Origin of the sequence: Actinomyces glycerinitolerans, from assembly GCF_900098745.1 — a bacterium.
Classification (GTDB): domain Bacteria; phylum Actinomycetota; class Actinomycetes; order Actinomycetales; family Actinomycetaceae; genus Actinomyces; species Actinomyces glycerinitolerans.
Window position 1 is genome coordinate 15,118 of sequence record NZ_FQTT01000016.1, and the last position, 24,709, is coordinate 39,826.

Consider the following 24,709-nt stretch of genomic DNA (forward strand, 5'->3'; position numbering starts at 1 on the left):
GCGGTCCAACGGGGCGTGGGCGGTCCAACCGGGGCGGTGCACTTCCACCGTTGGGTGCCTGCGGCGGTGCGGCCGGGCTTCTTCATAGGGGTCTGACAGATCGGGCAGAGCCTTGCTCGTGGGGACCGTGTTCTCACGGCCCGCACATCTACCCCCGAAAGTCAACCACCGCCCCGGGTTAACCTCCCAGGCCATAATCACCCCGACTTTCCCGCACCACAGCAACCAAAATCCCGATCTTTAGCAACACGTTCACGCCGATAACTCCTGTCGTCGAGGCCGTGACTCGCGGCGGTGTGCCCGCGTCGGCCGGGGCGGCGCGCACTTGCCACGCCATACGCATGGCCGGGATGCCTCGGGGCGCGCTACCCATCGACGGGGACGGGCGGCAGCGATATGGTAACGGTATGGCTACGAGAAAGAACTCCGACCGCAATGTCCCTGCTATCGCCTCTTTGCTGCTCGCCGGAAGCCTCGCGTTGACGCTGACCGCCTGCGGCTCCTCTGATGACGCCGGTGCTGACGCGTCGACGGCAGCGAGTGAGCCTGTAGCCGTCGAGACCGTCGCGGCCACCGAGGATGCGGACGCGACGGCAACCGAGACCGAGGACGCCGATGAATCCGGCGCCGAGGACACCGAAACCGATGCTGCGAACGACTCCAATGCCGACTCCGCAACCACGGCGACCCCGGCGCCCGAGGGTGTGATGATCTCCGCCATGTCCGGCCGGGACCTGCCCGAGAAGTTGGGCGAATACACCAACACCGGAAAGGATGGGGACGCGGATTGGTACAAGCTCAATGAGGAGGACAGCCTCTTAAAAGCCATAGGAGTCGAATTCAGGGAGGGCATGAACTACGAGATGTCGGTTGAACGCCTGAACGAGACGGTTCCCGCGGGCACCGGCTTGTGCGGCACCACCCTGCCCGGTGGAACCAGCCTCGCCTGCTACTTGCAGGTCACCGACGGAACGGTCGTCGTCTCGGCAGAGGCCTCCTTCATCTCCAAAGAGGATCTCGCCGCCTTCTGCAACGAACTCGCCGCGCAGCTCGGCACCGAGTAATCACCCCTCCCCGCGTAACCGCCGGGCGGGAGCACCTTCTCCCTCTCGCCCGGCGGTTATGCGATTGGCAATGCGTCAGGCGTCGCATCGTGTCGGCCATGCCGTTTAGAGTCGGACTGTGACCACCGCCCTCTACCGCCGCTACCGGCCCGACACCTTCCAGGACGTCATCGGGCAGGAGCATGTGACCGCTCCGCTCATGGCGGCCTTGCGGGCCGACCGCGTCACCCACGCCTACCTGTTCTCCGGCCCGCGCGGCTGCGGCAAGACCACCTCCGCCCGCATCCTGGCCCGCTGCCTGAACTGCGAGCAGTTCCCCACCGACACCCCCTGCGGGCAGTGCCCCTCCTGCCGGGACCTGGCCACCGGCGGGCCGGGCTCGCTCGACGTCGTCGAGATCGACGCCGCCAGCCACAACGGCGTCGACGACGCCCGCGACCTGCGTGAGCGCGCCTCCTTCGCCCCCGCCCGGGACCGCTACAAGATCTTCATCCTCGACGAGGCCCACATGGTCACCCCGCAGGGCTTCAACGCCCTGCTGAAACTGGTCGAGGAGCCGCCCGAGCACGTGAAGTTCATCTTCGCCACCACCGAGCCGGACAAGGTCATCGGCACCATCCGCTCCCGCACCCACCACTACCCCTTCCGCCTCGTCCCGCCGGACATCCTGGAGGGCTACCTGGGGCGCCTGTGCCAGGCGGAGCGCATCGACGTCGGCCCGGGCGTGTTCCCGCTGGTGGTGCGCGCGGGCGGAGGCAGTGTGCGCGACACCCTGTCGGTCATGGACCAGCTGATCGGCGGCGCCGTCGACGGCGAGGTCGACTACCAGCGCGCCGTCGCGCTGCTCGGTTACACGGACACCACCCTGCTGGACTCCTGCGTGGACGCGGTCGCCGCAGCCGACGGCGCCGGCGTGTTCCGGGTGGTGGACCGCGTGGTCACCTCCGGGCACGACCCCCGGCGCTTCGTCGAGGACCTGCTGCAGCGGCTGCGGGACCTACTGGTGATCGCGCTCGCGGGCAACGAGGCCGGGCCCGCACTCGGCTCCCTGCCCGCCGACGAACTCTCCCGCATGGAGGGCCAGGCCCGCACCATTGGCGCGGCCGGCCTGTCCCGGGCGGCGGACGCCACCGCCCAGGCCCTGGACCAGATGGTCGGGGCCACCTCTCCCCGGCTGCAGCTGGAGCTGCTCATGGCGCGCCTGCTGCTGCCCGCGGCCCCCGTGGCGTCGACGTCGCAGCCCGCACCGCCGACCGGCCGGCCGGCGCGCGCCAACGCCGGCGTGCCCGCCCCGACGGCGCCGCGGCCCGTGCAGGCGGCAGCGGCCCGGCCGCGCCCGGCAGCGCCGGAGCCGGATGCCCCAACCCCGGCAGCCCCCAACGCCTCCCAGGAGCCGACCGCCAACCGCGCCGCGGCTCCGGCCGCCGAGCCTGCCTCCATGTCCGGGCGCGGCGTTCGGCCCGGGGTGCCGGAGCGAGGCCCGGACTCGCCCACACAACCCGGTCCCGCCGTACCGCCTGAATCGCCGTCGGCCCCGGCGGACTCCTCGGGCCAGCCCGGCCCCGCTCCGGCGTCCGGCAGTGCCGCCGACGCCGAGATGATTCGCGCTCGCTGGGAGGAGGTGCTCGATGCGGCCAAACGCTCGCGGCGGGCCACCTGGGCGCTGGTCGGCCCCAACTCTCAGCCCGGTGGCATCAATGACGGCGTCTTCCAGGTGATCTTCACCGGGCAGGGCCTGGCCAACGCCTTCGAGAACGGCGGGCACGGCCCGGTGCTCGCCCAGGCGATCCGCCAGGCGCTCGGCCTCGACCTTGAGGTGCACGCCGTGCTCGCCGGCCCCCAGGGCGGGCCCGGCGGGCCGCGCGGAGGTTCCGGCGGTCCGGGTGGCCCGGGCGGCGGTCGTCCAGGAAGGCCAACCGGTAACGGCGGCTTCGGTGCGCGACCCGGCCCGGGCGCCAACCCCGGCGACGCGGGCACACCGGCACACGCCCCCGGCGCAGGCCCCGGCGCCAGCTCCGGGGCGGGACCCGGCAACGGCGGCATGCGTCCTCCTGCCGGAGCGCCGCACCATGCCGACGCTTCACAGGCCTCCGCTCCTGCGTCGGCCCCCGTCGGCGACGACGGCTGGGGCGAGGTCGCCGTCCCCGGTGCCCGCCACGCCACCCGGGAACAGGCGGCTGTCGCCGCCGAAAGCGCCGCAAGTCCGGCACCCATCACCTCCACCAGTCCCGAATCGCCCGTCTCGCCGGCGGCGGTCGATGCGCGGCCGACGCCCGCCGGTGACGAACCCGATGGCACTGTTGGCGCGGCCCCCGCCGACGCGGGCCCGGAGAGCCCGCACGCCCAGCCGCTGGCCGGCCCCGTGGACGGCGAGCTGTCCACCTCCACGGATGCCGATCCGAGCGCCGCCGGCAGCGCGAGCCCGGCCGGTTCGGCCGGCCCGGCGGTAGCCGACCCCGCCCCCGCCGCGGCGGACGTGTCCGCACCCAGCGGCGTCGCCGTATCCAGCGCGGACCCCGCGTCCACGCCCGAAGGGCCTGCCTCCGCCGGCTCGGCGGCGGCCGCCGTCCCCGCCGCCATGCCCGGCCCGGACCCGGCGCCCGCACCCGCGGATGAGGCAGACCCCGATGCCGCCCCGCTCGCCACCGTCCACCGGCTGCGTCCGCTGCCGGAGGTGCCCCCCGTGCCGGAGTCGCCCGGCTCGCCCGAGCCGGACTCGAGCCCCAGCACGCCGTCCGCGCCGGACCCCGTGGGTGCCGTAGACCCGGACCCGGCGCGGCCGCACCGGCTGGCACCAGTCGCCTGGGACGCCCCGGCTCAGACCTTCTCCGATGGTGTGCCCCTGCCCGAGGAGCCCGGCGACCCCGATGGTCCGGAGGACCTCGGTCCACAGCCCGGGCCATCGCGGCTGTCCGCCGCCCAGGCCGCCGCCAGAGCGGCCGCCCGCGGCGGGGCCCGCAACCACAACGGCGGAGCTTCGACTCCCGCGCACCCCGCCCTTGAGGACGACCTGCCCAGCGAGGACGACGAGGACGCCGAGGAGGCCGGCGTCGTCGGGCTGGAAGTCGTCAAACGTCTCCTGGGCGCCACCGTCCTGGAGGAAGTCACCGTGACCCAGGAAGGACACTGACCTTGCCCGCAGCCTACGAAGGCGCACTTCAGGACCTCGTCGACCAGTTCGGCGAACTGCCCGGCATCGGCCCCAAATCCGCCCAGCGGCTCGCCTTCCACATCCTGTCCGCGGACGCCGAGAGCGTCGAGCGGCTGGTGGAGGCACTGCGGGCCGTCAAGTCCCGCGTGCACTTCTGCGTCACCTGCGGAAACGTCGCCGAGGAGGAGCAGTGCGCCATCTGCCGTGACCCGCGCCGCGACCGGCGGGTCATCTGCGTGGTGGAGGAGCCCAAGGACGTGGTCGCCATCGAGCGCACCCGCGAATACCGGGGCCTCTACCACGTGCTCGGCGGTGCCATCGACCCGATCAACGGGGTCGGCCCGGACGACCTGCGCATCCGCGAGCTGTTCGCCCGGGTGGGGGACGGCTCCGTGGAGGAGGTCATCCTCGCCACCGACCCGGACGTGGTCGGCGAGGCGACCGCCGCCTACCTGACACGCATGCTGCGCACCATGGACGTGCCCGTCTCGCGGCTCGCCTCCGGCCTGCCCGTCGGCAGCGACCTGGAGTACGCGGACGAGGTCACCCTCGGGCGCGCCTTCGAGGGACGCCGCCGGATCGACGAGGAGAGCTGAGCGACGGCAGGCCTGAGCCGAGGCGCGGATTCGGCCGCAGCTCCCCTGGCTACCTCATCCGCAATCGCGAAGCGCCCGGTACCCTGAACATGACCATTGTCGGCTCAAGGTCGAAGAGGCCCTGGGCGCGGGAGGGGAGAGAATCATGCCTGCCATCGGACGACGTAACGCCCTCAGAGCGACGCTGATCGTCGGTGCCGCCGCCACTGGCATCCCGGTTCTGATCGGGTGCTCGGCTTCGACGTCGTCCGGCGGCTCGGGAACGCCCTCAGTGGGGTCCGATGCGTCCCGCGGCGCCGCCGTGGACTCCGTCGCGACGCCGGCGCCCTCCAGCGATGCCAGCGCTGAGGGGGAGCTGCTCACACCCCGCGACGACCTGGTTTCGCCGTCGCGAATCCAGTGGGACTCGTGGAGGCTGATCGACCCGACGACGGTGGAGGTGAGCTTTGTCGGCGGCTCGCCCACATGTGAGGGCGTATCCGTGGAGCTGCGGGAGACCCCGCAAGACGTCACCATTAATCTCAGCACCGGGGTGCTGCCGGAGATGGCGGACGGCGATTGCCCGGCGATCGCGGTGCTGTCGGCCGTGCGAGTCACGCTCTCCGAGGACCTCGGTGAGCGAGAGGTGCGCCAGGACGACATCTCGGAGTGAACCGCCTGTTCCCGGCGCCGAGGCCGGATGACGGCGCGCGGGCACTAGGTGTCTCGCCGCCAGAGGGCGAGGGCATAGGCCGTGAGGCACAGACCCGCCCAGATGACCAGCGTGGCCGCGGCGACTGCGGGCGGCAGCGCGGTGACGTCGTAGCCGGGGGTTCCCAGCAGGCTGAGGGCGGCCTGGTCGGGGAGGAGCCGCAGGACCTGGGGCCACTGCAGGATGCCGGTGCCGACCACGACGGGCACGGCGATCAGGATTCCGAGGGTCGCGATCGCGGAGCGCAGTAGCCCGGCCAGACCGAAGGCGATCGCCGACATCAGCAGGTAGACCGCGGCCCAGCGGGCGATGTCCAGCAGGGCCCCGCTGACGCCCAAGTCGGCGGGGATGTCGATGATGAGTCTGGCGGGTATGACCGCAATGGCCGTGGCGACGGCGACGACGGCCAGCATGCCGGCGGTCTTGCCCGCCATTAGGGCTCGTCGATTCGGTACCGCCAGGAGCGTCATGCGGATCTGTTCGCCTCGATACTCGCTCGCAGCGGCGTAAACGGGAAGCGCAAGGAAGGCGTAAACGGGGGCGAACATCACCATGCCGAAGGAGGAGACGGACACCGGTTCGGTTTGGTCGGGCTGGGTGTAGAAACCGACGCCGGAGGCGGCGACGACGGCCAACGCCAGGTTCGCGCAGGTGGCGACCATAACCATGATGAGCGTGTATGGGGAGGTCACCAGTTTGGTGACCTCACCGGCAACGATGTCGCGAAGGCGGATGGGGAGCGGTCTAGTCGCGTTCATTTGGCGTCCCTCCTGAGTACGCCCGCCACAGCGGCGACGCAGGCGGTCACCGCCCAACCGAGCAGCACGGCCGCACCCCGGGCAGGGCTGCCGGTCAGTGGGACGGCGACGTCGCTGTCGGCCAGCACCAGGTTCCGTGCCGCGCTGAAGGGCATCAGCGCGTCGACGGCGGGGGAGACAAACGCGAGTACCTGCGTCATGGTCACCATGATCAGCAGCACCGTGACAATGACGCCGACGAGCGTCTTACGCGCTATCAGGGTGAGGGCGTAGATGAACACAGTGGCGGCAACCATGAACAGAAGGATGCGGGCGTCGGCCAGGGGCAGGCTCGGCGACCACACGCCGCCCGCAAGTGCATCGGAGTCACGGACCGCCAGGTGGAGCAACGCCTTGGCCGCACCGATCCAAATCACGCCGAGGGTCAATACCTGGAGCGCCACTGCAATGAGCTTTCCTGCCAGCAGGCGTCCGCGGTCAGGGACAGCGAGCACGCTCATGCCGAACTGGCCGGTACGGAACTCGGCGCCGGCGATCACCGCGCCGAGCAGAGGCGTCAGGATGGCGGGGTTGAAGATGTAGGCGACGTAATCGGTGAAGACAGACGCGTCGACGACGACCAAGAGACCGTCCACCTCGCTGGTTCCGTCGCCGCGTAGGTTCGCGACCAGTTCGTGGTTGAAGGTGAAGGACTGGAACTGGAACAGGAGGAGAACCGCGGTTAGGAGCAGCGTCATGATCCAGACGCTGGGCAAGGTGAGGGCCTTGGTGAGTTCCGAGCGGACGATGCTGAGCATGCGGTTCACCGGCCTTGTCCGGGGTCAGCGTCGGTGAGGGCGAAGAAGGCGTCCTCAAGTGAGGTGTGGCCCGCGGTGATCTCATCCAGGGTGCCGTCGGCGATGATCCGTCCCCGGTTGATGATGACAATGTCATCGACCGTTTGAGCGGTTTCCCCCATGAGATGACTGGACAGCAGCACGGTGTTTCCGGCGTCGGCGTAACGGCGCAGGAAGGCGCGGATGGTACGAATGCCCTCGGGGTCGAGGCCGTTCACCGGCTCGTCCAGCACCAGGAAGCGCGGCTCGCCCAGGAGAGCGGCGGCCAGTCCCAGGCGTTGGCGCATGCCGAGCGAGTACTTGCGTACTCGCGTTGTAGCGGCGTCGGCCAGCCCGACCTGTTCAAGTACCTCACCCACGCGGCGGGCGGGTATCCGGTTGGACTGGGCGATCCAGCGCAGGTGGTCGATGCCGCGGCGTTCAGGGACGGCGGAGGCGCCGTCGAGCATCGCACCGACCGTGCGCAGTGGCTGTTTCAGGGCCGTGTACGGGCGCCCGTCTATAAGCGCGGTGCCGGAGGTGGGGCGGTCCAGGCCGAGCAGGATGCGCAGCGTTGTGGACTTGCCGGCCCCATTCGGTCCGAGAAAGCCGGTCACCCGGCCGGGCTTCGCGGTGAAGCCGACCCGAGCGACTGCGGTCTTGCCCCCGTACTTCTTGGTCACGTTGACGATCTCAATCATGCGGTGAAACCCCTTCCGGGCGATTGCGGCGACTTCATGCCGCCGGTGCAACCGTTCCACCGAAGGGCTGGGTGCCGCGTCGTACGGATGTCGACATTTGCCGGCGCCGGTCCACCCTCGGGCGGGCGCGAAAGCAGGTGGGTCAGCGTGACTCGTACAGCAGCCCCGCCTGGTAGGCGAGCACGGCCAGCTGCGTGCGGTCGCTGACGTCCAGCTTCGTAAACAGCCGACTCAGGTAGGTGCGCACGGTGGGCAGGGCCAGGAAGAGCTCCTCCGCGATCTGCCGATTGGAACGTCCCTGGGCCACCAGGCGGATCACCTGGAGCTCCCGCCCGCTCAGGCGTACATCGGCGAATGGATGATGCGAGTGGGACGGCCGCCGCTCGAACTGTCCCATCAACCGTGCGGTCACCTCCGGGGCCAGGGACGCGTGCCCGGCATGCACGGCCCGCACCGCGCTGAGAACCTCGGAGGAGGAGGCGTTCTTCAGCAGGAAGCCCGCCGCGCCCTGCTTGAGAGCGTCGGCCACGTACTCGTCCAGGTCAAAGGCCGTCAGCATGATGACTCGCGTGTCCGACTCGCCTGTGCCGCGCAGCACGTCGATCCCGTTTCCACCGGGCATCTGCACATCTATGAGCGACACGTCCGGGCGCAGCGTGGTGATCTTCCGGATCGTCTCCGGGACGGTTTCCGCCTCGCCCACGACGCGAAATCCTTCGGCGGCGTCGAACAGGCGCCGATAGACGCGGCGGAAGTCGGCATCGTCGTCGGCGAGAAACACGGTAATGGAGGTGTTCATGGCGCCTCCCGCAACGGTATCCGCGCCAGCACCCGTGTGCCGCCGTGGGCCAGGGGAGACACGGTCAGGGCGCCGCCGACCGAATCAACCCGCTCACGCATGCCCGCCAAGCCGGAGCCGGGAGCCTGGCGGGCGGATATGCCGGTGCCGTCGTCGTCGACGCGGACGGCGAGGGCTCCGCCGTCGATCCCGACGGCGACCGTGCAGGCCGATGCTCCGGAGTGCCGCACGACGTTGCTGAGCGCCTCCTGTACCACACGGGAGACGACCTCCTCGAGCTCCGGCGCAAGCGTCGGCAGGTCGAGCTCGGAGGTGACGTCGAGGCCGCTCACCCGCGCCGCCGTCACCAACTCCTGGAGTGACGGTGCAGTGGAGCGGGCCGGGTCATCGGCACGCAGGGTGCGCACCAGCTGCTGGACCTCCTCCAGGGCGGCGCGTGCGCGCTCCTCAATGTCCGTCAGGCTCACTCGCAGCTCGTCCTGTGTTGTGGAGGTGCTGCGGGCGACGTCGGCCTCCGCCCGAATGACGCTGAGCGCATGCCCGACGACGTCGTGAACCTCCCGGGCGATCGCCACTTGTTGTTGGGCGCGCAGCGCCTGGGCGCGTTGTCGGGCCGCCTCGCCCGCGGAAGCGAGCCTGCGGGACTCCGCGCAGCCGAGCAGCCAAGAGACGCCGACGGCAAGGCCGGAGGCCACGATGCGTTGTGTCATTGAATCCGCGGCCGGGGTGCCGAAGAGAGCCGCCAACAGAATCAGCACGATGACGGCCGCGAGGCGGAAGGCGCGCGTCCGGGAGCCGTACCTGACCGCCAGCGGGTACAGGCACCACGCCGCGGCGAGCATCGGATCGGTGGCCAGTCCCAGGTGCCAGCCGACCGCGGTGGTGATGAATGCGGCTGCCGGCGCGGCGAGGGGCAGGCGCCAGCGCAGCAGCATCGCCGCGGCGACAAGCGCTGCGAGCAGAACGCCGAGCGGCCAAGACGCCGGACGGTCGGGGGCGCCCGGTGCCGGGGCCCAGAACAGCCCGATCACGACGGCCGCCGCCCCCGTATCAACAACGAACGGGAGCGACGGCGTATGCCAGATCGTTCTCGCGTCCATGTCGCGCAACATACCGGTACTCACGGCGAGGGACATCCGGCCGAAATGCGCGGCCGCCACGTCCTTGCGTGTGACTCACGCCAGGCGGATGCCGCGGGGGAGCGGACCCGCCGGGACCCGCAGGCGGCGGGCCGCAACCCAGGCCCCGCCCGCGCCGAGCAACAACAGCAGCGCCGCGCTAGCGGGCCAGAATGCCACGTGTCCGGCGCCGGACTCGTCCCGCGAGCTCTCGTAGACGTCGTCGTCGCTGTCATCGGCCTGCTCGGCGCAGGGGTTATGGACCGTTGGTTCTGAGGACTGCGGGTCGCGCATCGTGTCGATTGCTCGGCCGAGCCCCTCCAGGAAGTTATCAGAGTTGTAGTGGCTCAGCGGCGCGCGGGTCGAAACATCTCCCAGTGCCACAAAGGGATTGGGGATGAGCAGCCACCAGATCCGCTCGGTGTGAGTGACCGTGTTGTGATACCTGTAGGGGTCTTCGCGGCACACCAGTTGGTCATCCGTGGAGGCGTCATAGTCGATGCTGTAGGTGATTGATTCCTGCTGCTCCTGCACCATGGGAGCAACAAGCACGGTGGCCATGGGGGTGCCGACCGTCAGTGCCGCCACCACCAGGTAAGTCAGCACGGCGGATGCCGAGGTGCGCGCCGTCAACGCGGAGAAGCCCAGGCCGATGCCGCAAACCGACCCCAGCGTCACCACCAGCAGCAGGAGATGCCCCAGCAGCGTCGGCAGGTTCGCCCCGCCCACCGCCGCCAGTATCAGCAGGAATGGCAGCGCCACCGCCAGGAAGGCCATGGCCGCCAGCCACGCCGCCAACAGCTTCCCGACGGCGATCTCCCGGCTGCGCAGCGCCGTGGCCTGTAACAGCGCCAGGGTCGCGTCGGCGCGGTCCCCGTTGATGGAGGTGGCCGACAGCGTGGGTGCCACGATCAACCCGATCCCAAGCACGAAGCACAGCACCATGTCATACAGGACCGGTGCGAACTCCTCGCGCTCCGCGCCCGCGGAGACGGCCAGCCCCGTCATACCCACGAACAGCACCACGAGCACCAGCGCCCACACCAGCAGCATTACCCACCAGCGGGTCGACCGCACTCGCTGCCGCAACTCCAGCACCATCACGGTGCGTATGCCCTGTCGGCTCATGCGCGCTCCTCCTCCATTGCGAGATACGCCGCCTCCAGCGCACCGGTCACCGGAGCGAAGGACACCACCTCGACCCCGTCCTCAACTGCCTGCCGCAGAATGCGTGCCGCCGCGGCGTCGTCGGCCACCTCCAAATGCACTGAACCGTCGGGGTCGACGACGGCGCCCGGCGGCGTCCCCGCGCGCGCCCACGCGGCCAGGCGCCCGGAGTCCAGGGCCCGCATCCGCCAGGTCGTGCGCAGCGGCGTCGGACGCACCGGCACCGCGCCGCCGGCCGACGCCGCAGTCCCGGTCCCGGACTCCGCACCAGAAGCTCCTGCATCCTGGTTAGAGGCCGTCGCGACGGCGTCGGCGGAGTTGGTGCCAGGCGGCACAACTGCGCGCCCACGGGACATGAAGATGACGCCGTCGACCATCTCCTCCAGCTCGCCGAGCACGTGGCTGGAGATCAGCACCGTCGCCCCCTGGTCGGCCAGGTTCCGCAGAATGCCGCGCAGATCGGCGCGTGAGCGGGGGTCCATGCCGGCCGCGGGCTCGTCGAGCAGCAGCACCTGCGGGGAATGAACGAGCGCTCGCGCCAGGCCCAGGCGCTGCTTCTGCCCACGCGACAGCACGCGCGCCGGGGTGCGTGCCATGTCTTCCAGATGCACGAGGGCGAGCATGTCGGCGGCGCGCTCGCGGGCGGTCACGTCGTCGAGTCCCTGGGCGGCGGCGAAGGTCAGCAGGATCTCCGTGCAGGTCAGCGAGTCCCAGGTGCCGAAGGCATCCGGCATCCAACCCACCGCCTGGTGCACCTGACGCGGCTGGGTGACCGGGTCTAGGCCCGCCACCTTGATCGTGCCCGTATCAGGGCGCAGCAGTGCCGCCAGCATGAGCAGCAGGGTGGTCTTGCCCGCCCCGTTGGGGCCCACCAGGCCGGTGATGGCGCCGGCGGGCGCGGACAGGCTCAGCCGCTGCACGGCCGGCGCCGACCCGAAGAAGCGTGTGACCTCGCTCGCCTCAATACTCATGGGCGCTAATGTAACAATTGAATCGCCGGGCGACCGGGAAGGTTGCGGGCCGGTTCCCGGCGCCGCTCGGCGGATTCGTGCTCAGGCCTTTTCCGTCTTCATTCCCGCACATGAGATCCTCTCGGTCGCTCACGGTCTGCGCTCGCTCTTCGCCACCTACGAGCTCCCCTTTGATGAGACCTGGAACGACCTGGCGACGCTCCTTTACCGCCCCCGACTCAAGGACCGCTCTGACACGGAGATTGAGGACGTCATCGGCGACATCGTCGGCGGACGCTTCGAGGTGAGGGACGAACGCTTCGTTCTTCGTCCCGACGCCGAGGGTGATTCAGGTGCTCAACTTGACGCGCCGCTGGTCTCCGAGGGGCACCGCAAGCTCGGCATGATCCAGGTGCTCCTCGCCAACGGGGTTCTTAAAGATCAGGGGTACCTGTTCTGGGATGAGCCCGAGGCGAATCTCAACCCCGCTTCCATCCGGCTTCTCGCCCCGCTCATCGCCGGGCTCGCCCGCCGCGGTGTCCAGGTCTTCCTCGCCACGCACAGCCTCTTCCTCCTGCGCGAGCTCCAGATGCTCGACGAGGATGAGGACGCGGACATCCGCTACTTCGGGCTCGACCGCGCCAACGACGATCCGGTGACCGTGACGCAGGCCGATGACCTTGACGACCTGCCTGTCATCACGGGTCGGGAGGTCTCTCCGGCTGTGCCGTGGACCGCGAGATGGAGCGCGGCAGGATGTCAGGCTCACCGGCAGATGTAGTAGGGCGCGCCATCGGGCGCTCGGGTCGACGAGGAGGGCTGAGAGCAGGACGTTCGGGGGCCAGCGGTGTCCGAAATGGTGACAAACGCCGGACTCGGTGCCCGGATTGGTTTTTGCAACCGCATGATTCCAACGTTTCGTGAGTCGTGAGCCGGCGACTCGGGCTCGTTTGTCACCGTTTGTGACAATGCAAGTCTTGTGGCGTGGATTGAACGGCCCAGGCACGAATCCATGGCGCGCTCGACCGGAAGGATGCGCATGCCGTGTGACGGCGGCGCGTCCGCGTGGTGCTTCGGGTCGACGCCGGCGGTGGCGCCTCCGAGTGAGGTGTCGGGTTCAGTCGTCGACATAGTCCTCACCGTATTTCTCAATGTACTACGACTCCCATTGATCAATCTCGGTGATTTCGGGCGAGTCCAGCCCGACGCTCATGGACTTGTTCGAGGCGACGAGGCATACGGTGACTTGGTTGTTGAGTATCCAGTCGGTCTGGAGGACGTCGGTTCGGTTACCGGTTTGTTCGCCGGGTCCGTACAGCTGCGTGAGTGCGTCGGCGATGGCATCGTATGTCCGCCACAGGGAAGTCGTCCAAGGAGTGTTTCGCTTGGCCCGCGGGTTACGGGAACAAAGGGGTATCGACACCTCGCTGCATCGGCCGTCCAATCGTATCAGGTACCCTCCGTCTTGGTTGACGGTCAGTTCGGTGGTGAATAGTTCGGGGTCTTCGGGGTTGGGTGTCCAGCCGAGTTTGTCGCGTACGGCGCAGGCGGTCTCCCAGGTGATGGGCCAGTCGAGCTCGGCCCAGGCACGAATCCACTCGATGGCGCGCTCGACAGGAAGTATTTTGATCTCGGTCATGTCGGTGTCCTTGCTGGCTGGTTTGGGTGCTGCGTGTTCGGGCTTGTTGGTATCGATTCTATAGCGCGGCCATGGCCTCCTCCCTGGCCTGAATGGCCTGGGGCGTGAGAGTGAAGGGCGTAGTGCCGCTGACCTCGGCGTAGCCGACCGCGGGGGTTGAGTACACCTCGATCAGGAGCCTTGTGCGTCCGTCCTTGACGGACTGCCAGACTTGGGGTGGTCGTGGAAGTACTGGGCCACGCGGGGATCGGTGAGCATGCGGTCACGCACATATGGCGGGGTGGCCTGCGCGGTCATGCCCTCGAACTGTGTCTGGACCTGTTTGGTGGACACCGTCGCCGTGCCGCCCTTGTACTCGGGGAAGACGATCTCGCTGCTGTCGGGCTTCACCCCCATGCCGTCCAGACGGTTCCTGCCGGGACCGGGCGTGCCGGGACCGGTGGAGTGGAAGGAGTCCGGGATGTCGTACCCGCGGCGCGCAAGTGCCTGCTCCTCGCCCCGTTCGCCGATGTACTCGGCAATACGCCGCTCCGTAGAACGCGCCTTCGTAGCTTGCTCGGCGGCATGACGAAGCGTCTTGATTTGGGCGTCGCTGTAGCCGGCGCCCTCCAACCGTGTGAGCGTCGTCTCGTTTTTTGGTGCTGAAGGCGCTCATGTCGTAGCCGGGTGGTATGGCGTCTTTGAGGCGTTTTTCGGCGGCCTGGCGGGCGGCCTTGGCGGCGTCCCGTTGGGCGAAGAGGTTGTTGACCTCGGTCAGGCCGGTGATCTCCCGGCGTGCGGCGCGGGTGAGTGCGAGGCTTTCGGCGGTGGTGCGTGCGGCGGCGCGGGTGCCGAGCCCGAGGGCGGAGCCGGGTATGAAGGTTAGGGCGAAGTCCACGCCGTCCAGCAGGAGCTGCTCCCAAGTGACGTTGGTGGCGTAGGAGCGGGTTGCGGCGGCAGGGTCCTGGAGGAAGGTGGCGATGCCCCGGCCGTGGGCGAGGGCCCAGGTGCCCACGCCCACGGCGCCGAGCGCCGCGGTCACGGACAGGCCCGCCCACGCGAGCAGGAGTACTGCGAGGGCGGTCACCAGGATCTGCCCGAGTAGGCCCAGGGAGTCCCACCACTTGGCCAGCCCGTCCAGCAGGCCGGCGAAGAAGTAGGGCCAGTCGGGCTGCTGGAGCCAGGTGCCGATGTCCTGGACGAGCCGGGTTCCGTACCACAGGCAGGCCGTCAGCATTACGGCGCCTACGGCGAGGGAGATGATGCGGAAGGTGTTGCGGGCGGCCGACTCGGTGTCGGGGGTGGTGACGGTCATGGTGTCCTGGCGCACCCCGCGCACCTGCTCGCCCATGGCCCGGCCCTCGGCCATGCGCCACCGGCGGGGCAGAGACCGGTCCCCGTAGGCCGTCCAGACGATGACCAGGTCGGACCAGGCATAGGCGGCCAGCCACACCAGGGCCTGCACCGGCACCCGCAGGGCGGGAGCACCAACCATGGCTAGACCGGGCGTCTTGGGGGCCTCGATGGCGACGTCGCCGACCACGCCGGCGCGGTGGCGACGGTGGGCGTCGGCCAGCATGCAGGTGATGAACAGGGCGACGGAGATGTGGATTTGGGTGTGGCCCTGACCGAGGGCTTGCCAGGTCAGGCGTATCCAGGTGGGGATGGCGGTGTCCTGGTCGGCCCAGTCGGTCCAGCCGACGGCGGCGTTGTAGCAGGCATGATCCACAATCGCCGTCGTGTCAGCGTCGCCACGGGCGGCAGCCAGGCTGCGGCGCGCAACCAGGGGCGGCGGGTGCGCCATAGGGCAAGGGCCAGGGCGATGCCCATGGCCGCCCCCATGGTGGGGATCTGGTGCCCGGTGGTCATCACCTCCACCGGGGTGTCCAGCTCCAGCAGGTTCTCGGCCCAACTGCCCCCATGTATCAGGAACCTGCCTGCCGTCCACGGGTTCAGCGAGTACTGGAATGCGGTCCTCTCCTAGCAGCTGGGCGATTATGCCCGGGGGCACCAGGCGGCGGGCGCCGTCCTCGGCGATGATGAAGCCCGCCCCGGCCGCGAATCCCAGCAGCGCCCAGTCCACTGCGGCCAGTCGTCTGATCCGGCCCGGTGCCAATAGCGCCAGGGCCAGCAGCGGCAGCAGCTTGCCCGGTTCCTCCACAAACGCTGCCAGTGCGATGCGGGCGCCGTCATCGGTGGTAGACAAGCCGATCGCCTCACCGATCGCGCGGGTGGCCGCTGCCACCAGGCCCGACCAGGGCACGCTGATGCCCATCAGCAGCAACAGCGGGCGCAGCCCCATGGTGCGGGTGCGTGAGACCAGCCCTATGATCAGCAGGCAGCCGGTCATGAACAGCGTGGGCACCAGACCCAGCGCCAGGCGCGGCACCACCGCCAGCGCGATCACACCCAGCACCAGCGCAACGGTGGAGACCACTCGCTGAGCCCGCACCACCGCGCGTGCGAAACCCGCATGGTGCGCCCACCAGCCCCACCAGCCCTCAAGCGCCCGCTCCCACCACTCCGCCGGCACATCCAGCACCGACAAGACGCGACCCCCGCCCGCCGCAGCACGCGCCCCGGGACCGGGCGCGCTCCCGCTCCCAAGCGGGGGTGGCGCCGGCACAGGCGCTGACGCAGGTGCAGGCGCGGGCGCAGCAACTAACGCCCCAGAACCAGGTGCGCTCCACGCCCCAGTGCCGGGCACACTCCCGTACGTTCCGTATGTGGGTGCCGACGGCGCCACGGACCCATAGCCCTGCACGGGCCCGGCGGGCACACCAGGACCGGCCGCCGACGGCGTCATCCCATACCCCGACACCCGGTCAGGCGCCGAGCCGGCCGCCGATGCCGGTCGGCTCGAGTCGTTGTCCGCAGCCGGCATCACCCCGTACGCACTCTGCGGCACAGCCGCATGCCGACCCCGCGCCGGCTCCGGCGAAGCCCCTGGCGGAGGCGGGGCGGAGGAGGCGTCGGGACGTCCCCGCCCACCGTGGGTGCGGAGCGGTCCCGCCGGACGCCGTCGTCAGCCATGAACCAGCCCTTTCAGGAACCAACAGGAAATGACGAAACCATGACGCTCGCCACATAGCGACCTTAGGCGTGTCCTCCCCGTGATGGAACCCTGGCCAGGATCGATGCGGCGCCTCTCCGGGGTCGGTTCCCGGCTCCGGTCGGAGTCGCCTGCCCGCTGCTTGCAGCCCCTGCCCACCTATCGATCCCTGTGAGCCGCCGTAACACCCGGGCCGTATGCTTGGGCCAGACGCCACGCCGAGGACGCCGGGACGCCCCGCGCGGGCGCCCGCCGAATCGGTGTCGGCAACGACCAACCGGCAGCACAACGGCAGGAACCCCCACATGGCACTGGTAGTGCAGAAATACGGAGGCTCATCCGTCAGCGACGTCGAGGCGATCCGCCGCGTCGCCAAGCGCGTCGTCGCCACCCGCAAGGCGGGCAACACCGTGGTGGTGGTCGTCTCCGCCATGGGTGACACCACCGACGACCTGCTGGACATGGCCGACGCCATCTCCGCCAAGCCGCCCGCCCGCGAGATGGACATCCTCCTGTCCGCCGGCGAACGCATCTCCATGGCGCTGCTGGCCATGGCCATCGGCGAGTTGGGCGTGCCCGCGCGCGCCTACACCGGCGCCCAGGCCGGCGTGCTCACCGACTCCAAGTACGGGCGCGCCAGCATCGTCGGCGTCCTTCCCGAGCGCATCGCCCGCGCCATTCAGATGGGGGCGGTCGCCGTCGTCGCCGGCTTCCAGGGCATTAACGAGGTGGAGGACGTCACCACCCTGGGGCGCGGCGGCTCCGACACCACCGCCGTCGCCCTCGCAGCCGCCCTGAACGCGGACGTCTGCGAGATCTACACCGACGTCGACGGCCTGTTCACCGCCGACCCGCGCATCGTCCCCACCGCCCGCCGCATCGAGGCGCTCTCCAGCGAGGAGACCCTGGAGATGGCCGCCAACGGCGCCAAGATCCTGCACCTGCGCGCGGTGGAGTACGCCCGCCGCTTCGGCGTGCCCCTGCACGTGCGCTCCTCCTTCTCCGACAAGACCGGCACCTGGATCTACGACGGCCGCCGCGAGGGCGCCTTCATCCCGCCCCTCCTGCCCGGGGCCGACGACGACGCCCCCTCCGCCCCCACGCCCGCGCTCGCCTCCGGTGTCCCCGCCGATGCCTCGGCACCGCCCGCTTCGGCTCCTGCCGCCTCGGTGCCCGGTCGACCCACTCGGGCACCCGCCGTTGACGCCGTCACTGGGCGCGTCGTCGCACCCGATGGTGCCCTGCCGCCCGACGGCGCCTCCGTCGGCGCCGCCCACACCAAGGCCGTCAACGCCCGCGCCCAGGCCCGCCCGCACCCGTCCGCCCAGGAGGATCACGTGGAAGCCCCCGTCATTTCCGGTATCGCCCACGACCGCAGCCAGGACAAGATCACCCTGGTCGGCGTGCCCGACATCCCCGGCGCCGCCGCCCGCATCTTCGAGATCGTGGCCCGCGCCGACACCAACATCGACATGATCGTGCAGGACGTGTCCGCGGAGGGCACCGGCCTGACCAACATCTCCTTCACCTGCCCCGACGGGGACTCTGCGGCGGCCCGTGCCGCTCTGGAGGCCGCCCAGGACGAACTCGGCTTCAAATCCCTGCACTTCAACCCCAACATCGGCAAGCTCTCCCTGGTCGGCGCCGGCATGCGCTCCCACCCGGGCGTGTCCGCCAAGCTCTTCGGCGCCCTGAGCGATGCCGGGATCAACATCGACATGATTTCCACCTCCGAGATCCGCATCTCGGTGGTGGTGGACGACGCCGTACTCGACGAGGCCGTGCGCGCCGTCCACTCCGCATTCGGCCTCGACGCCGAGGCCGCCGAGGCGGTCGTCTACGGAGGTACCGGACGATGAGTAACCCCAGCAACCAGAACCGCCAGGCCGCTCAAGCGGGTGCGGGTGAGTACGTGGGTCCCGCGGGCCAGTATGTAGGCCCGGAGGACGGCATCGCCGTCGCCGTCGTCGGCGCCACCGGGCAGGTCGGCCGGGTCATGCTCACCATGCTCGCCCAGCGCGACTTCCCCGCCCGCAGCCTGCGCCTGTTCTCCTCCGCCCGTTCCGCCGGGAGCATGCTGGAGTTCCGGGGCGCCCGCATCGAGGTGGAGGACGTGTCCACCGCGGACCTGACCGGCATCGACGTGGCCATCTTCTCCGCCGGCGCGACGGCCTCGCGCGAGTATGCGCCCCGCTTCGCCGCCGCCGGCGCCGTCGTGGTGGACAACTCCTCCGCCTGGCGCCGAGACCCCGACGTGCCGCTGGTGGTCGCCGAGGTCAACCCGGAGGCGCTGGCCGACCGCCCCAAGGGCATCATCGCCAACCCCAACTGCACCACCATGGCCATCATGCCGGCCCTGAAGGTGCTGCACGAGGAGGCCGGGCTCCGGCGCCTGGTCGCCTCCACCTATCAGGCCGTGTCCGGCTCCGGGCGCGCCGGGGTGGCGGAGCTGGCCGGGCAGGTGCGCGCCGCCGTCGAGCAGGGGCAGGACATCGAGGGCCTCGCCCTGGATGGGCGGGCCGTCAGCTTCCCCGAGCCGAACGTGTACGTGGACACCATCGCCTTCAACGCCGTCGCCTGGGCCGGGAACGACGCCGGCGACGGCTCCGGGGAGACCGACGAGGAGCAGAAGCTGCGCAACGAGTCCCGCAAGATCCTGGGGATCCCGGACCTGCGCGTATCCGGCACCTGCGTGCGCATCCCGGTGTTCGCCGGGCACGGCGTGAGCGTGAGCGCCGAGTTCGAGCGCCCCCTCGCCCCCGAGCGTGCCATCGAGCTGCTGCGCGCGGCCCCCGGCGTCACCTACGACGACGTGCCCAGCCCGCTGAAGTCCGCCGGCCGCGATGGCACCTTCGTGGGTCGGGTGCGCGCCGACGGCGCCTGGGACGACGGCCACGGCATCGCGCTGTTCGCGGTGGGTGACAACCTGCGCAAGGGCGCCGCCCTCAACGCCGTCCAGCTCGCCGAACTCGTCGCCGTGGAACTGCGCCGAGGTCGGTAGATCTTACGTGCCGAGGTCGGTTGATCTTACGTGTTGAGGTCGGTTGAAGTGGCTGCGGCGTCCATTGTCGGGCGGCCTCCTGCCACTCACGCGGAAGCTGGTTCGGCTTCCGGCACCTCGCCGGCGTACAGGTACACCTCAACGTTCTCCGGCAGCCCGGGCACGTCCAGCCGCAGCTCCCGGGTTGCGGCGCGCGTCAGGGCCTGCCGCTCGCAGAACTCGTAGCCGCAAAGCGAGTCCGTGTACAGGAAGAAGTCCTTACGACCGTGGGCGCGCAGGTGCTCCATGAAACCGTCGTACAGCCGGGTGCCGATCCCGCGGCCCCGACAGGCGGGATGCACCGCGAGCAGAGTGATCTCGTCGGTGAGGGCGGCGCATCCGCCCATCAGTACGTCCTGCCGCAGTTCGGCGCGGCGGTAGTCGAAACCGAATGCCTGCGTGAGTGTGTCCCACTGCGGCATTCCCGCCGTCGCCAACCAGGCCATCCCGGCGAGCCTGTGGGCGTGAACGAGCGGTTGGGCCGGAAGCGGGGGCTCATCCTCGACACGGCCCATGATCACGCCCATGACCCGCTCGGTGCCGGACGCCTCGTCGCCGTCGCCCTGAGCGTGGTCGGTGGCGACGGCGACCTGCGCGTAGGTGGAGGCGAGCAGGCATTCGGACAGGAACACCTCCGCGGCGGAGCGCTCGAGGTACGGGCGCGGCGCATAACGGCGGATGTTGAAGGCGTCGAGGACAATCGCCATGACCCCCTCGGCGTCCCGGGGCTCGTAGGGGCGGTAGGTAGTGGTGGACATCGTGCCTCCTGGCATTGTCGGAACTAGCGTTCGTCGATGCGACGCTAGGTAGCCGGCCTGGGCGGCTCCGGGGAGGCGCCTTCGTGTTTCCGACGTCGCCGAGAAGGGCGAGGCGCTGGCGGTCTACGGCGCTGATCCGCCTGCCGGGCACATACTTGGGGCACGACGCGCAAGAGTGCGGCACCCCTCGGGGATACCCGCATGCGGCGTCGCCACCCAATTGCGTACCCGCACTGCCGCACCGTTGCGAGAGGATGATGTGGACGTGGTCGCCAAGGCGGACAGGCTCGAACGACTTTTGCGTGAACTCCATGCCGCCAGCCGCCCGGTGTCGGCCCGAGCGCTGGCGGCCATGCTGCAAGTCACCGACCGCTCGATCCGCTCCTACGTCAAGGAGCTGAACGAGGGCCAAGACGATGACCTCATCCGGTCCACGCCGTCCGGCTACCAGTTGGATCGCCGCGTGTACCGGATAAGGCGCGAGCATGCCGCCGGCCGAACCACACACCGAAGTCTCGACCAGCGTGGCCGCCTGAACGAGCTGGCCCGTATTCTCCTCACGGCCTCCGAGGAGTGTGAGGTGTTTGAACTGGCCGATCGGCTCTGCGTGAGTCCATCGACGTTGGAGGCGGACCTTGGTCGCGTCCGCCTACTCCTGCGGGACCATGAACTGACGCTGAGGCGGCACGGATCATACATTCGCATAGACGGACCGGAACAGCGGCGTCGACGACTCATCCGCCAAATACTGCTCTCTCCGGTCGATGACGAGTTGGAATCGGACCGGCACCGCACGCATCTGGCGCGGCGGCGTGAACTCACCCGCGGCGTCCGCTCCGTGCTCGCAGACAACGGCGTCGTCTTGAACGAGTACGTCCTGCTCAATCTGTGCACGCACCTGTACATCGCTCTCGAGGGATACCCCATCGACTACTCCGGACGCGCAGCATACGACGCCGACGTCTTGACCATTGCCCGCGCGGTCACCGACTGGGTGAGCCGGTGGTCCGAGCGTTCGCTGCCGGATTCGGAGACCGACTTCGTCGCCTCCTTCCTCGCGGTCTCCACTCACCGAAACGCCGACGGCGAGGGTCTGGATCCGGCGGTCCTCGACGTCGTCCGTGACTGCGTGCTGCGGCTCGACGACCACTTCCTGCTGCGGCTGTACGACGGCGACGAATCACTGGTCGGGCTGGCCATCCACGTGCAGGACATGCTGGCGCGATTGCGCGCCGGCCAGCGCATCGACCGTCCGTTCGGCGCCGACTTCCAACTGGGGCACCCGCTGGTGCATGAACTGTCCGTCTACTTCTCTCACGCCGTGGAAACCGCGCTCGACGTCGAGATTCCCTGCGCCGAAACGGACTTTCTTGCCCTGCACCTCGGCTCCCGCCTCCAGCAGCTCATGGACGCCGAGCAGCAGGTGACGATCACACTCGTGGTGCCCCGATTCGGGTCCGTGGCCGACGACGCGGTGCGCAGGCTGAATGAAGGACTGCACGGGCTGGCCGTCGTCGAGCGCCTCGTCACCGAGATAGACCCGGAGGTCTCCCGCAGGCCCAGCGACGTCGTCGTCACCGCGGTTGACCTCGACGTCGACCCCTCCGTTCCGGTGGTCCGCATCAGCCCGCTGTGCACCCGGAGTGAGGTCGACGCCGTGCGGCAGGCGGTCCTGGAGGAGCGGCAGCGGGCCCAGCGGCACCAGGTCTGGTCCGCGCTGGTCGCCTTCACCGACGAGCGCCTGTTCGTGCATACCGAGACCCGGCTCAACCGTGACGAGGCCCTGCGCACCTGCCACTCGCTGCTGGTCCGCCAGGCCGCCGTCGACGACCAGCACCTCGCGGATGTGCTCGATCGTGAGCGGCGCGCCTCGACGGCGTTCGGGGGGCGGTTCGCCATGCCGCACTCGTTGTACATGGACGCCGCCCGCACCGCCCTGGCCGTGCTGACGTGCACCCGGCCGATCCCGTGGGGCTCCCATGAGGTCAACCTCGTCATCATGATGGCCGTCAGTCCCCGGGACCGCGCCGTCTTCCGGGATGTGCTCGACGAGTTGGTGCGCATTCTGTCCGACCCCGTGGGAGTCGACGCACTCATTGGCGCCGGGACAAGCTACAGCCGCCTAATGGAGGCACTGCGAGAACTGGTGATCGGCTGACGGTCGTGGTCAGGCCCGATCGGCACGGGCGGTGATGCGGGCGGAGGCGGCTTCTCAATGGTTTTCCGGCCCCCGGAAGATTTCCTGGTGGAGCGCGGGTGCCAAGCTGCGCAGACTTGATCACGTCATGCTTCTAGGTCCAATGGAGGAACAATGGCAGACGACATCCGGGTTCTCCTCGTTTGCGGCACCGGCGCCAGCAGCGGGTTCATGGCGGCGAACATGCGCAAGGCAGTCGCGGCGCACGGCTACAACATCAAGGTGACCGCCCGCTCCGAGAGCGAGATCGAGAACTTCATCAACGAAACCGACGTCGTCATGATCGGACCCCACCTGTCCTACGTGTTCGACGACATCGACTCATTCGTCGGGGACGCCGACGTCACGGCGATCCTCATGCGTCCGGAGTACTACTCCTCGCTCGACGGTGAGGCAGCGATTCAGCATCTGGTCGACGTGCTCAATGAGGACGCCTGATGGACGCCCTCATCCACTGGCTGGAGACCAGTTTCTCCCCGCGCATGGCCAAGGTGAACAACAACGTCTGGATCGTGTCCATCAAGGACGCGATCATGCAGGTGCTGCCGTTCATCCTCGTCGGCTCCGTGTTCGCCATGCTCGCGATCCTCAACGACTACTTCCCGTCACTGCCCAGCTTCTGGACGCCGTACGGCTGGACCATGGGCATGCTGTCCCTCCTGGTGAGCTTCCTCATCCCCTTCAACCTGATGGAGAAGCGCAACTTCCGCAAGCAGCGGCTAATTGCCGGGGGCTGCGGCACCATACTGTTCCTCATCATCATCACCCCGCAGGTGGTGCAGGACGGGGAACCGGGATTCGGCCACTCGGCCCTGGGAGCGGGCGGCATGTTCATCGCCATTCTGGCGGGCGTGGTAACCGGCGCCATCATGTCCCTGTTCGGCCGGTTCAGCCTGTTCAAGGACGACTCCGTCATCCCCGAGTTCGTGCGGGCCTGGTTCGACGCGATGATCCCGGTTGCACTGGTGGTCACGCTCGGATGGGTGTGCGTGGACCTGCTGGGGCTGGACGTCTACAACGCGGTGCTGGCGGTGTTCCGCCCGCTCGCGGGCGTCATTGAATCGCCGTGGGGCTTCCCACTGATGTGCTTCATCTACTGCTTCCTGTACTCCATGGGCATCTCCACATGGGTGCTCACCCCCGTCACCACCCCGGTGCTCCTGGCCGCCATTCAGGCGAATATGGCCGGTACCGCGCAGAATCTGGTCACCTCCACGATGCTGTTCTCCACCTACCTCTGGTTCGGCGGAATCGGCAATACGATGGCGCTCGTAATCATGATGGCCCGTTCCAAGTCGACCCGGTTGAAGGCTCTGGGAAGGGCCTGCATTCCACCGATGATTGCCAACATCAATGAGCCGGTGGTATTCGGGGCGATCGCCTGGAATCCGGTGCTCATGATCCCCATGTGGCTGCAAGGCGTGATCCCGCCGATCATCATCTGGCTGTTCACCAAAACGATCCACTTCGCGCCGATCCCGATGAACCAGTTCGAGCTCTGGTACACCCCCTACCCGTTGGCGACCTGGATCACGACTCGGTCCCTGACCGCCATGATTCTCATGCTCGCCGTCTTCGCCGTCTCCGCGGTCATCTGGTACCCGTTCTTCAAGGCTTACGAGCACCAGTCCCTATTGAAGGAGGCCGGCGCGGCGCAGGCCGGCGCCAGGAGAGACGAGGCGCCCACGCCGTCGTCGTCCCGCGTATCCCGGCCAGCCCCTAAGGCGCAGGCAACCCGCGTCACCAAGGCCGAGGAACCTTTACCTGCCACCGCCGCCGCGGAAACGGCGCACACCGGCGTGCGGCGGGGTACCAGGAGACTGACCGTTACGAGCAGCAAACCCCGGCCCGAAGGAGACTGAGCCATGGATCAGAGCATCATCGACGCCTCCATGCACATACTCATCCACTCCGGCGATGCGCGCCGAGAAACCTACCGGGCCGTGGAGGCCATGGAACGCTCGGACTTCACCGAGGCCACCGCGCTTCTGGACGCCGCCGACGGGTGCATCCGCCAGGCCCACCAGGTCCACACCACGCTTATTCAACAGGAGGCCGACGGTGAGCAGCTCGCCTATGCCGCTCTGTTCTCCCATGCGCAAGACACCCTCATGACCGCCTATAGCGAATTGCGGCTGGTGCGCAGACTTCTTCCCGTATTCCGCTCACAGGACGAACGCATCCGCGCGTTGGAGACTGCATTGAAGACTGTGCCGCAGACAAGGAGCGAATGA

At 69.1% G+C, this 24,709-nt stretch carries 22 protein-coding genes; 11 read left to right on the forward strand and 11 right to left on the reverse strand.

What is annotated here, in order from left to right; all coding sequences use genetic code 11:
• The coding region (locus ACGLYG10_RS17015; RefSeq protein WP_432416224.1) for a transposase-like zinc-binding domain-containing protein at positions 1–137 on the reverse strand (137 nt) is incomplete at its 3' end.
• A gap of 270 nt (positions 138–407) precedes the next feature.
• Between ACGLYG10_RS17015 and ACGLYG10_RS16445 the strand changes: the two genes are divergently transcribed.
• From ACGLYG10_RS16445 to ACGLYG10_RS15005, 4 genes are all read left to right on the forward strand, one after another.
• Complete coding sequence (locus ACGLYG10_RS16445) at positions 408–1,064, forward strand: hypothetical protein (RefSeq protein WP_181574892.1); 657 nt, start codon at positions 408–410, stop codon at positions 1,062–1,064.
• Between the two features lie 118 nt (positions 1,065–1,182).
• Positions 1,183–4,194, forward strand: coding sequence for a DNA polymerase III subunit gamma and tau (locus ACGLYG10_RS14995; RefSeq protein ID WP_073333798.1), 3,012 nt, complete (start codon positions 1,183–1,185; stop codon positions 4,192–4,194).
• Positions 4,195–4,196: 2 nt separating this feature from the next.
• Positions 4,197–4,811 (forward strand): recombination mediator RecR, encoded by a 615-nt coding sequence (gene recR / locus ACGLYG10_RS15000; RefSeq protein ID WP_073333801.1) that lies wholly within the window; start codon positions 4,197–4,199, stop codon positions 4,809–4,811.
• Positions 4,812–4,956: 145 nt separating this feature from the next.
• A complete protein-coding gene (locus tag ACGLYG10_RS15005; RefSeq protein ID WP_139241022.1) occupies positions 4,957–5,463 on the forward strand; it encodes a hypothetical protein in 507 nt (168 codons plus the stop codon).
• Positions 5,464–5,507: 44 nt separating this feature from the next.
• Here the strand turns inward: ACGLYG10_RS15005 and ACGLYG10_RS15010 are convergent, their stop codons facing one another.
• The 7 genes from ACGLYG10_RS15010 to ACGLYG10_RS15040 all read right to left on the reverse strand — a co-directional run bounded on the left by ACGLYG10_RS15010 (position 5,508) and on the right by ACGLYG10_RS15040 (position 11,831).
• On the reverse strand, positions 5,508–6,260 hold the full coding sequence (locus tag ACGLYG10_RS15010) for an ABC transporter (RefSeq protein WP_073333803.1): 753 nt from the start codon (positions 6,258–6,260) through the stop codon (positions 5,508–5,510).
• The gene (locus ACGLYG10_RS15015) at positions 6,257–7,057 is read right to left on the reverse strand and encodes an ABC transporter permease (RefSeq protein ID WP_073333983.1); all 801 of its coding nucleotides are present in this window, start codon (positions 7,055–7,057) and stop codon (positions 6,257–6,259) included. Before ACGLYG10_RS15015 ends, ACGLYG10_RS15010 begins: the two co-directional genes overlap by 4 nt.
• Positions 7,058–7,062: 5 nt before the next feature.
• Entirely contained in the window at positions 7,063–7,776 is a 714-nt protein-coding gene (locus ACGLYG10_RS15020) for an ABC transporter ATP-binding protein (protein WP_073333806.1), read from the reverse strand.
• A 142-nt stretch (positions 7,777–7,918) separates the two neighbouring features.
• A complete protein-coding gene (locus ACGLYG10_RS15025) occupies positions 7,919–8,575 on the reverse strand; it encodes a response regulator (RefSeq protein WP_073333808.1) in 657 nt (218 codons plus the stop codon).
• Entirely contained in the window at positions 8,572–9,675 is a 1,104-nt protein-coding gene (locus ACGLYG10_RS15030) for a sensor histidine kinase (RefSeq protein ID WP_083566039.1), read from the reverse strand. Before ACGLYG10_RS15030 ends, ACGLYG10_RS15025 begins: the two co-directional genes overlap by 4 nt.
• Positions 9,676–9,750: 75 nt before the next feature.
• Positions 9,751–10,821 carry an ABC transporter permease gene (locus ACGLYG10_RS15035; RefSeq protein ID WP_073333811.1) on the reverse strand — a complete coding sequence of 357 codons (1,071 nt, stop codon included), beginning with the start codon at positions 10,819–10,821 and terminating at the stop codon, positions 9,751–9,753.
• A complete protein-coding gene (locus ACGLYG10_RS15040) occupies positions 10,818–11,831 on the reverse strand; it encodes an ABC transporter ATP-binding protein (RefSeq protein ID WP_073333814.1) in 1,014 nt (337 codons plus the stop codon). The genes ACGLYG10_RS15035 and ACGLYG10_RS15040 overlap by 4 nt, the downstream gene beginning before the upstream one ends.
• Here ACGLYG10_RS15040 and ACGLYG10_RS15045 point away from each other — a divergent pair.
• Positions 11,830–12,591 (forward strand): AAA family ATPase, encoded by a 762-nt coding sequence (locus ACGLYG10_RS15045; protein WP_073333816.1) that lies wholly within the window; start codon positions 11,830–11,832, stop codon positions 12,589–12,591. The two genes, ACGLYG10_RS15040 and ACGLYG10_RS15045, sit on opposite strands and share 2 nt — an antisense overlap.
• 375 nt (positions 12,592–12,966) lie before the next feature.
• Here ACGLYG10_RS15045 and ACGLYG10_RS15050 read toward each other — a convergent pair whose 3' ends face one another.
• Both ACGLYG10_RS15050 and ACGLYG10_RS15055 read right to left on the reverse strand, forming a co-directional pair.
• Positions 12,967–13,449 (reverse strand): DUF6301 family protein, encoded by a 483-nt coding sequence (locus ACGLYG10_RS15050; RefSeq protein WP_073333819.1) that lies wholly within the window; start codon positions 13,447–13,449, stop codon positions 12,967–12,969.
• Between the two features lie 262 nt (positions 13,450–13,711).
• The gene (locus ACGLYG10_RS15055) at positions 13,712–15,970 is read right to left on the reverse strand and encodes a protease PrsW (RefSeq protein WP_139241023.1); all 2,259 of its coding nucleotides are present in this window, start codon (positions 15,968–15,970) and stop codon (positions 13,712–13,714) included.
• An 815-nt stretch (positions 15,971–16,785) separates the two neighbouring features.
• Here ACGLYG10_RS15055 and ACGLYG10_RS15060 point away from each other — a divergent pair.
• The gene (locus tag ACGLYG10_RS15060; RefSeq protein WP_073333822.1) at positions 16,786–18,339 is read left to right on the forward strand and encodes an aspartate kinase; all 1,554 of its coding nucleotides are present in this window, start codon (positions 16,786–16,788) and stop codon (positions 18,337–18,339) included.
• Positions 18,336–19,481, forward strand: a complete 1,146-nt coding sequence (locus tag ACGLYG10_RS15065; protein ID WP_083566014.1) for an aspartate-semialdehyde dehydrogenase — start codon at positions 18,336–18,338, stop codon at positions 19,479–19,481. The genes ACGLYG10_RS15060 and ACGLYG10_RS15065 overlap by 4 nt, the downstream gene beginning before the upstream one ends.
• 86 nt (positions 19,482–19,567) lie before the next feature.
• Here the strand turns inward: ACGLYG10_RS15065 and ACGLYG10_RS15070 are convergent, their stop codons facing one another.
• A complete protein-coding gene (locus ACGLYG10_RS15070; RefSeq protein WP_073333824.1) occupies positions 19,568–20,278 on the reverse strand; it encodes a GNAT family N-acetyltransferase in 711 nt (236 codons plus the stop codon).
• A gap of 265 nt (positions 20,279–20,543) precedes the next feature.
• Between ACGLYG10_RS15070 and ACGLYG10_RS15075 the strand changes: the two genes are divergently transcribed.
• The 4 genes from ACGLYG10_RS15075 (at position 20,544) to ACGLYG10_RS15090 (ending at position 24,709) form a co-directional block, all read left to right on the forward strand.
• Positions 20,544–22,436: a BglG family transcription antiterminator gene (locus ACGLYG10_RS15075; protein WP_139241024.1), complete on the forward strand. Its 1,893-nt coding sequence runs from the start codon at positions 20,544–20,546 to the stop codon at positions 22,434–22,436.
• A 153-nt stretch (positions 22,437–22,589) separates the two neighbouring features.
• Positions 22,590–22,913 (forward strand): PTS sugar transporter subunit IIB, encoded by a 324-nt coding sequence (locus tag ACGLYG10_RS15080; RefSeq protein WP_073333829.1) that lies wholly within the window; start codon positions 22,590–22,592, stop codon positions 22,911–22,913.
• The gene (locus tag ACGLYG10_RS15085) at positions 22,913–24,337 is read left to right on the forward strand and encodes a PTS sugar transporter subunit IIC (RefSeq protein ID WP_073333832.1); all 1,425 of its coding nucleotides are present in this window, start codon (positions 22,913–22,915) and stop codon (positions 24,335–24,337) included. Before ACGLYG10_RS15080 ends, ACGLYG10_RS15085 begins: the two co-directional genes overlap by 1 nt.
• Positions 24,338–24,340: 3 nt before the next feature.
• Positions 24,341–24,709 carry a PTS sugar transporter subunit IIA gene (locus ACGLYG10_RS15090; protein ID WP_073333835.1) on the forward strand — a complete coding sequence of 123 codons (369 nt, stop codon included), beginning with the start codon at positions 24,341–24,343 and terminating at the stop codon, positions 24,707–24,709.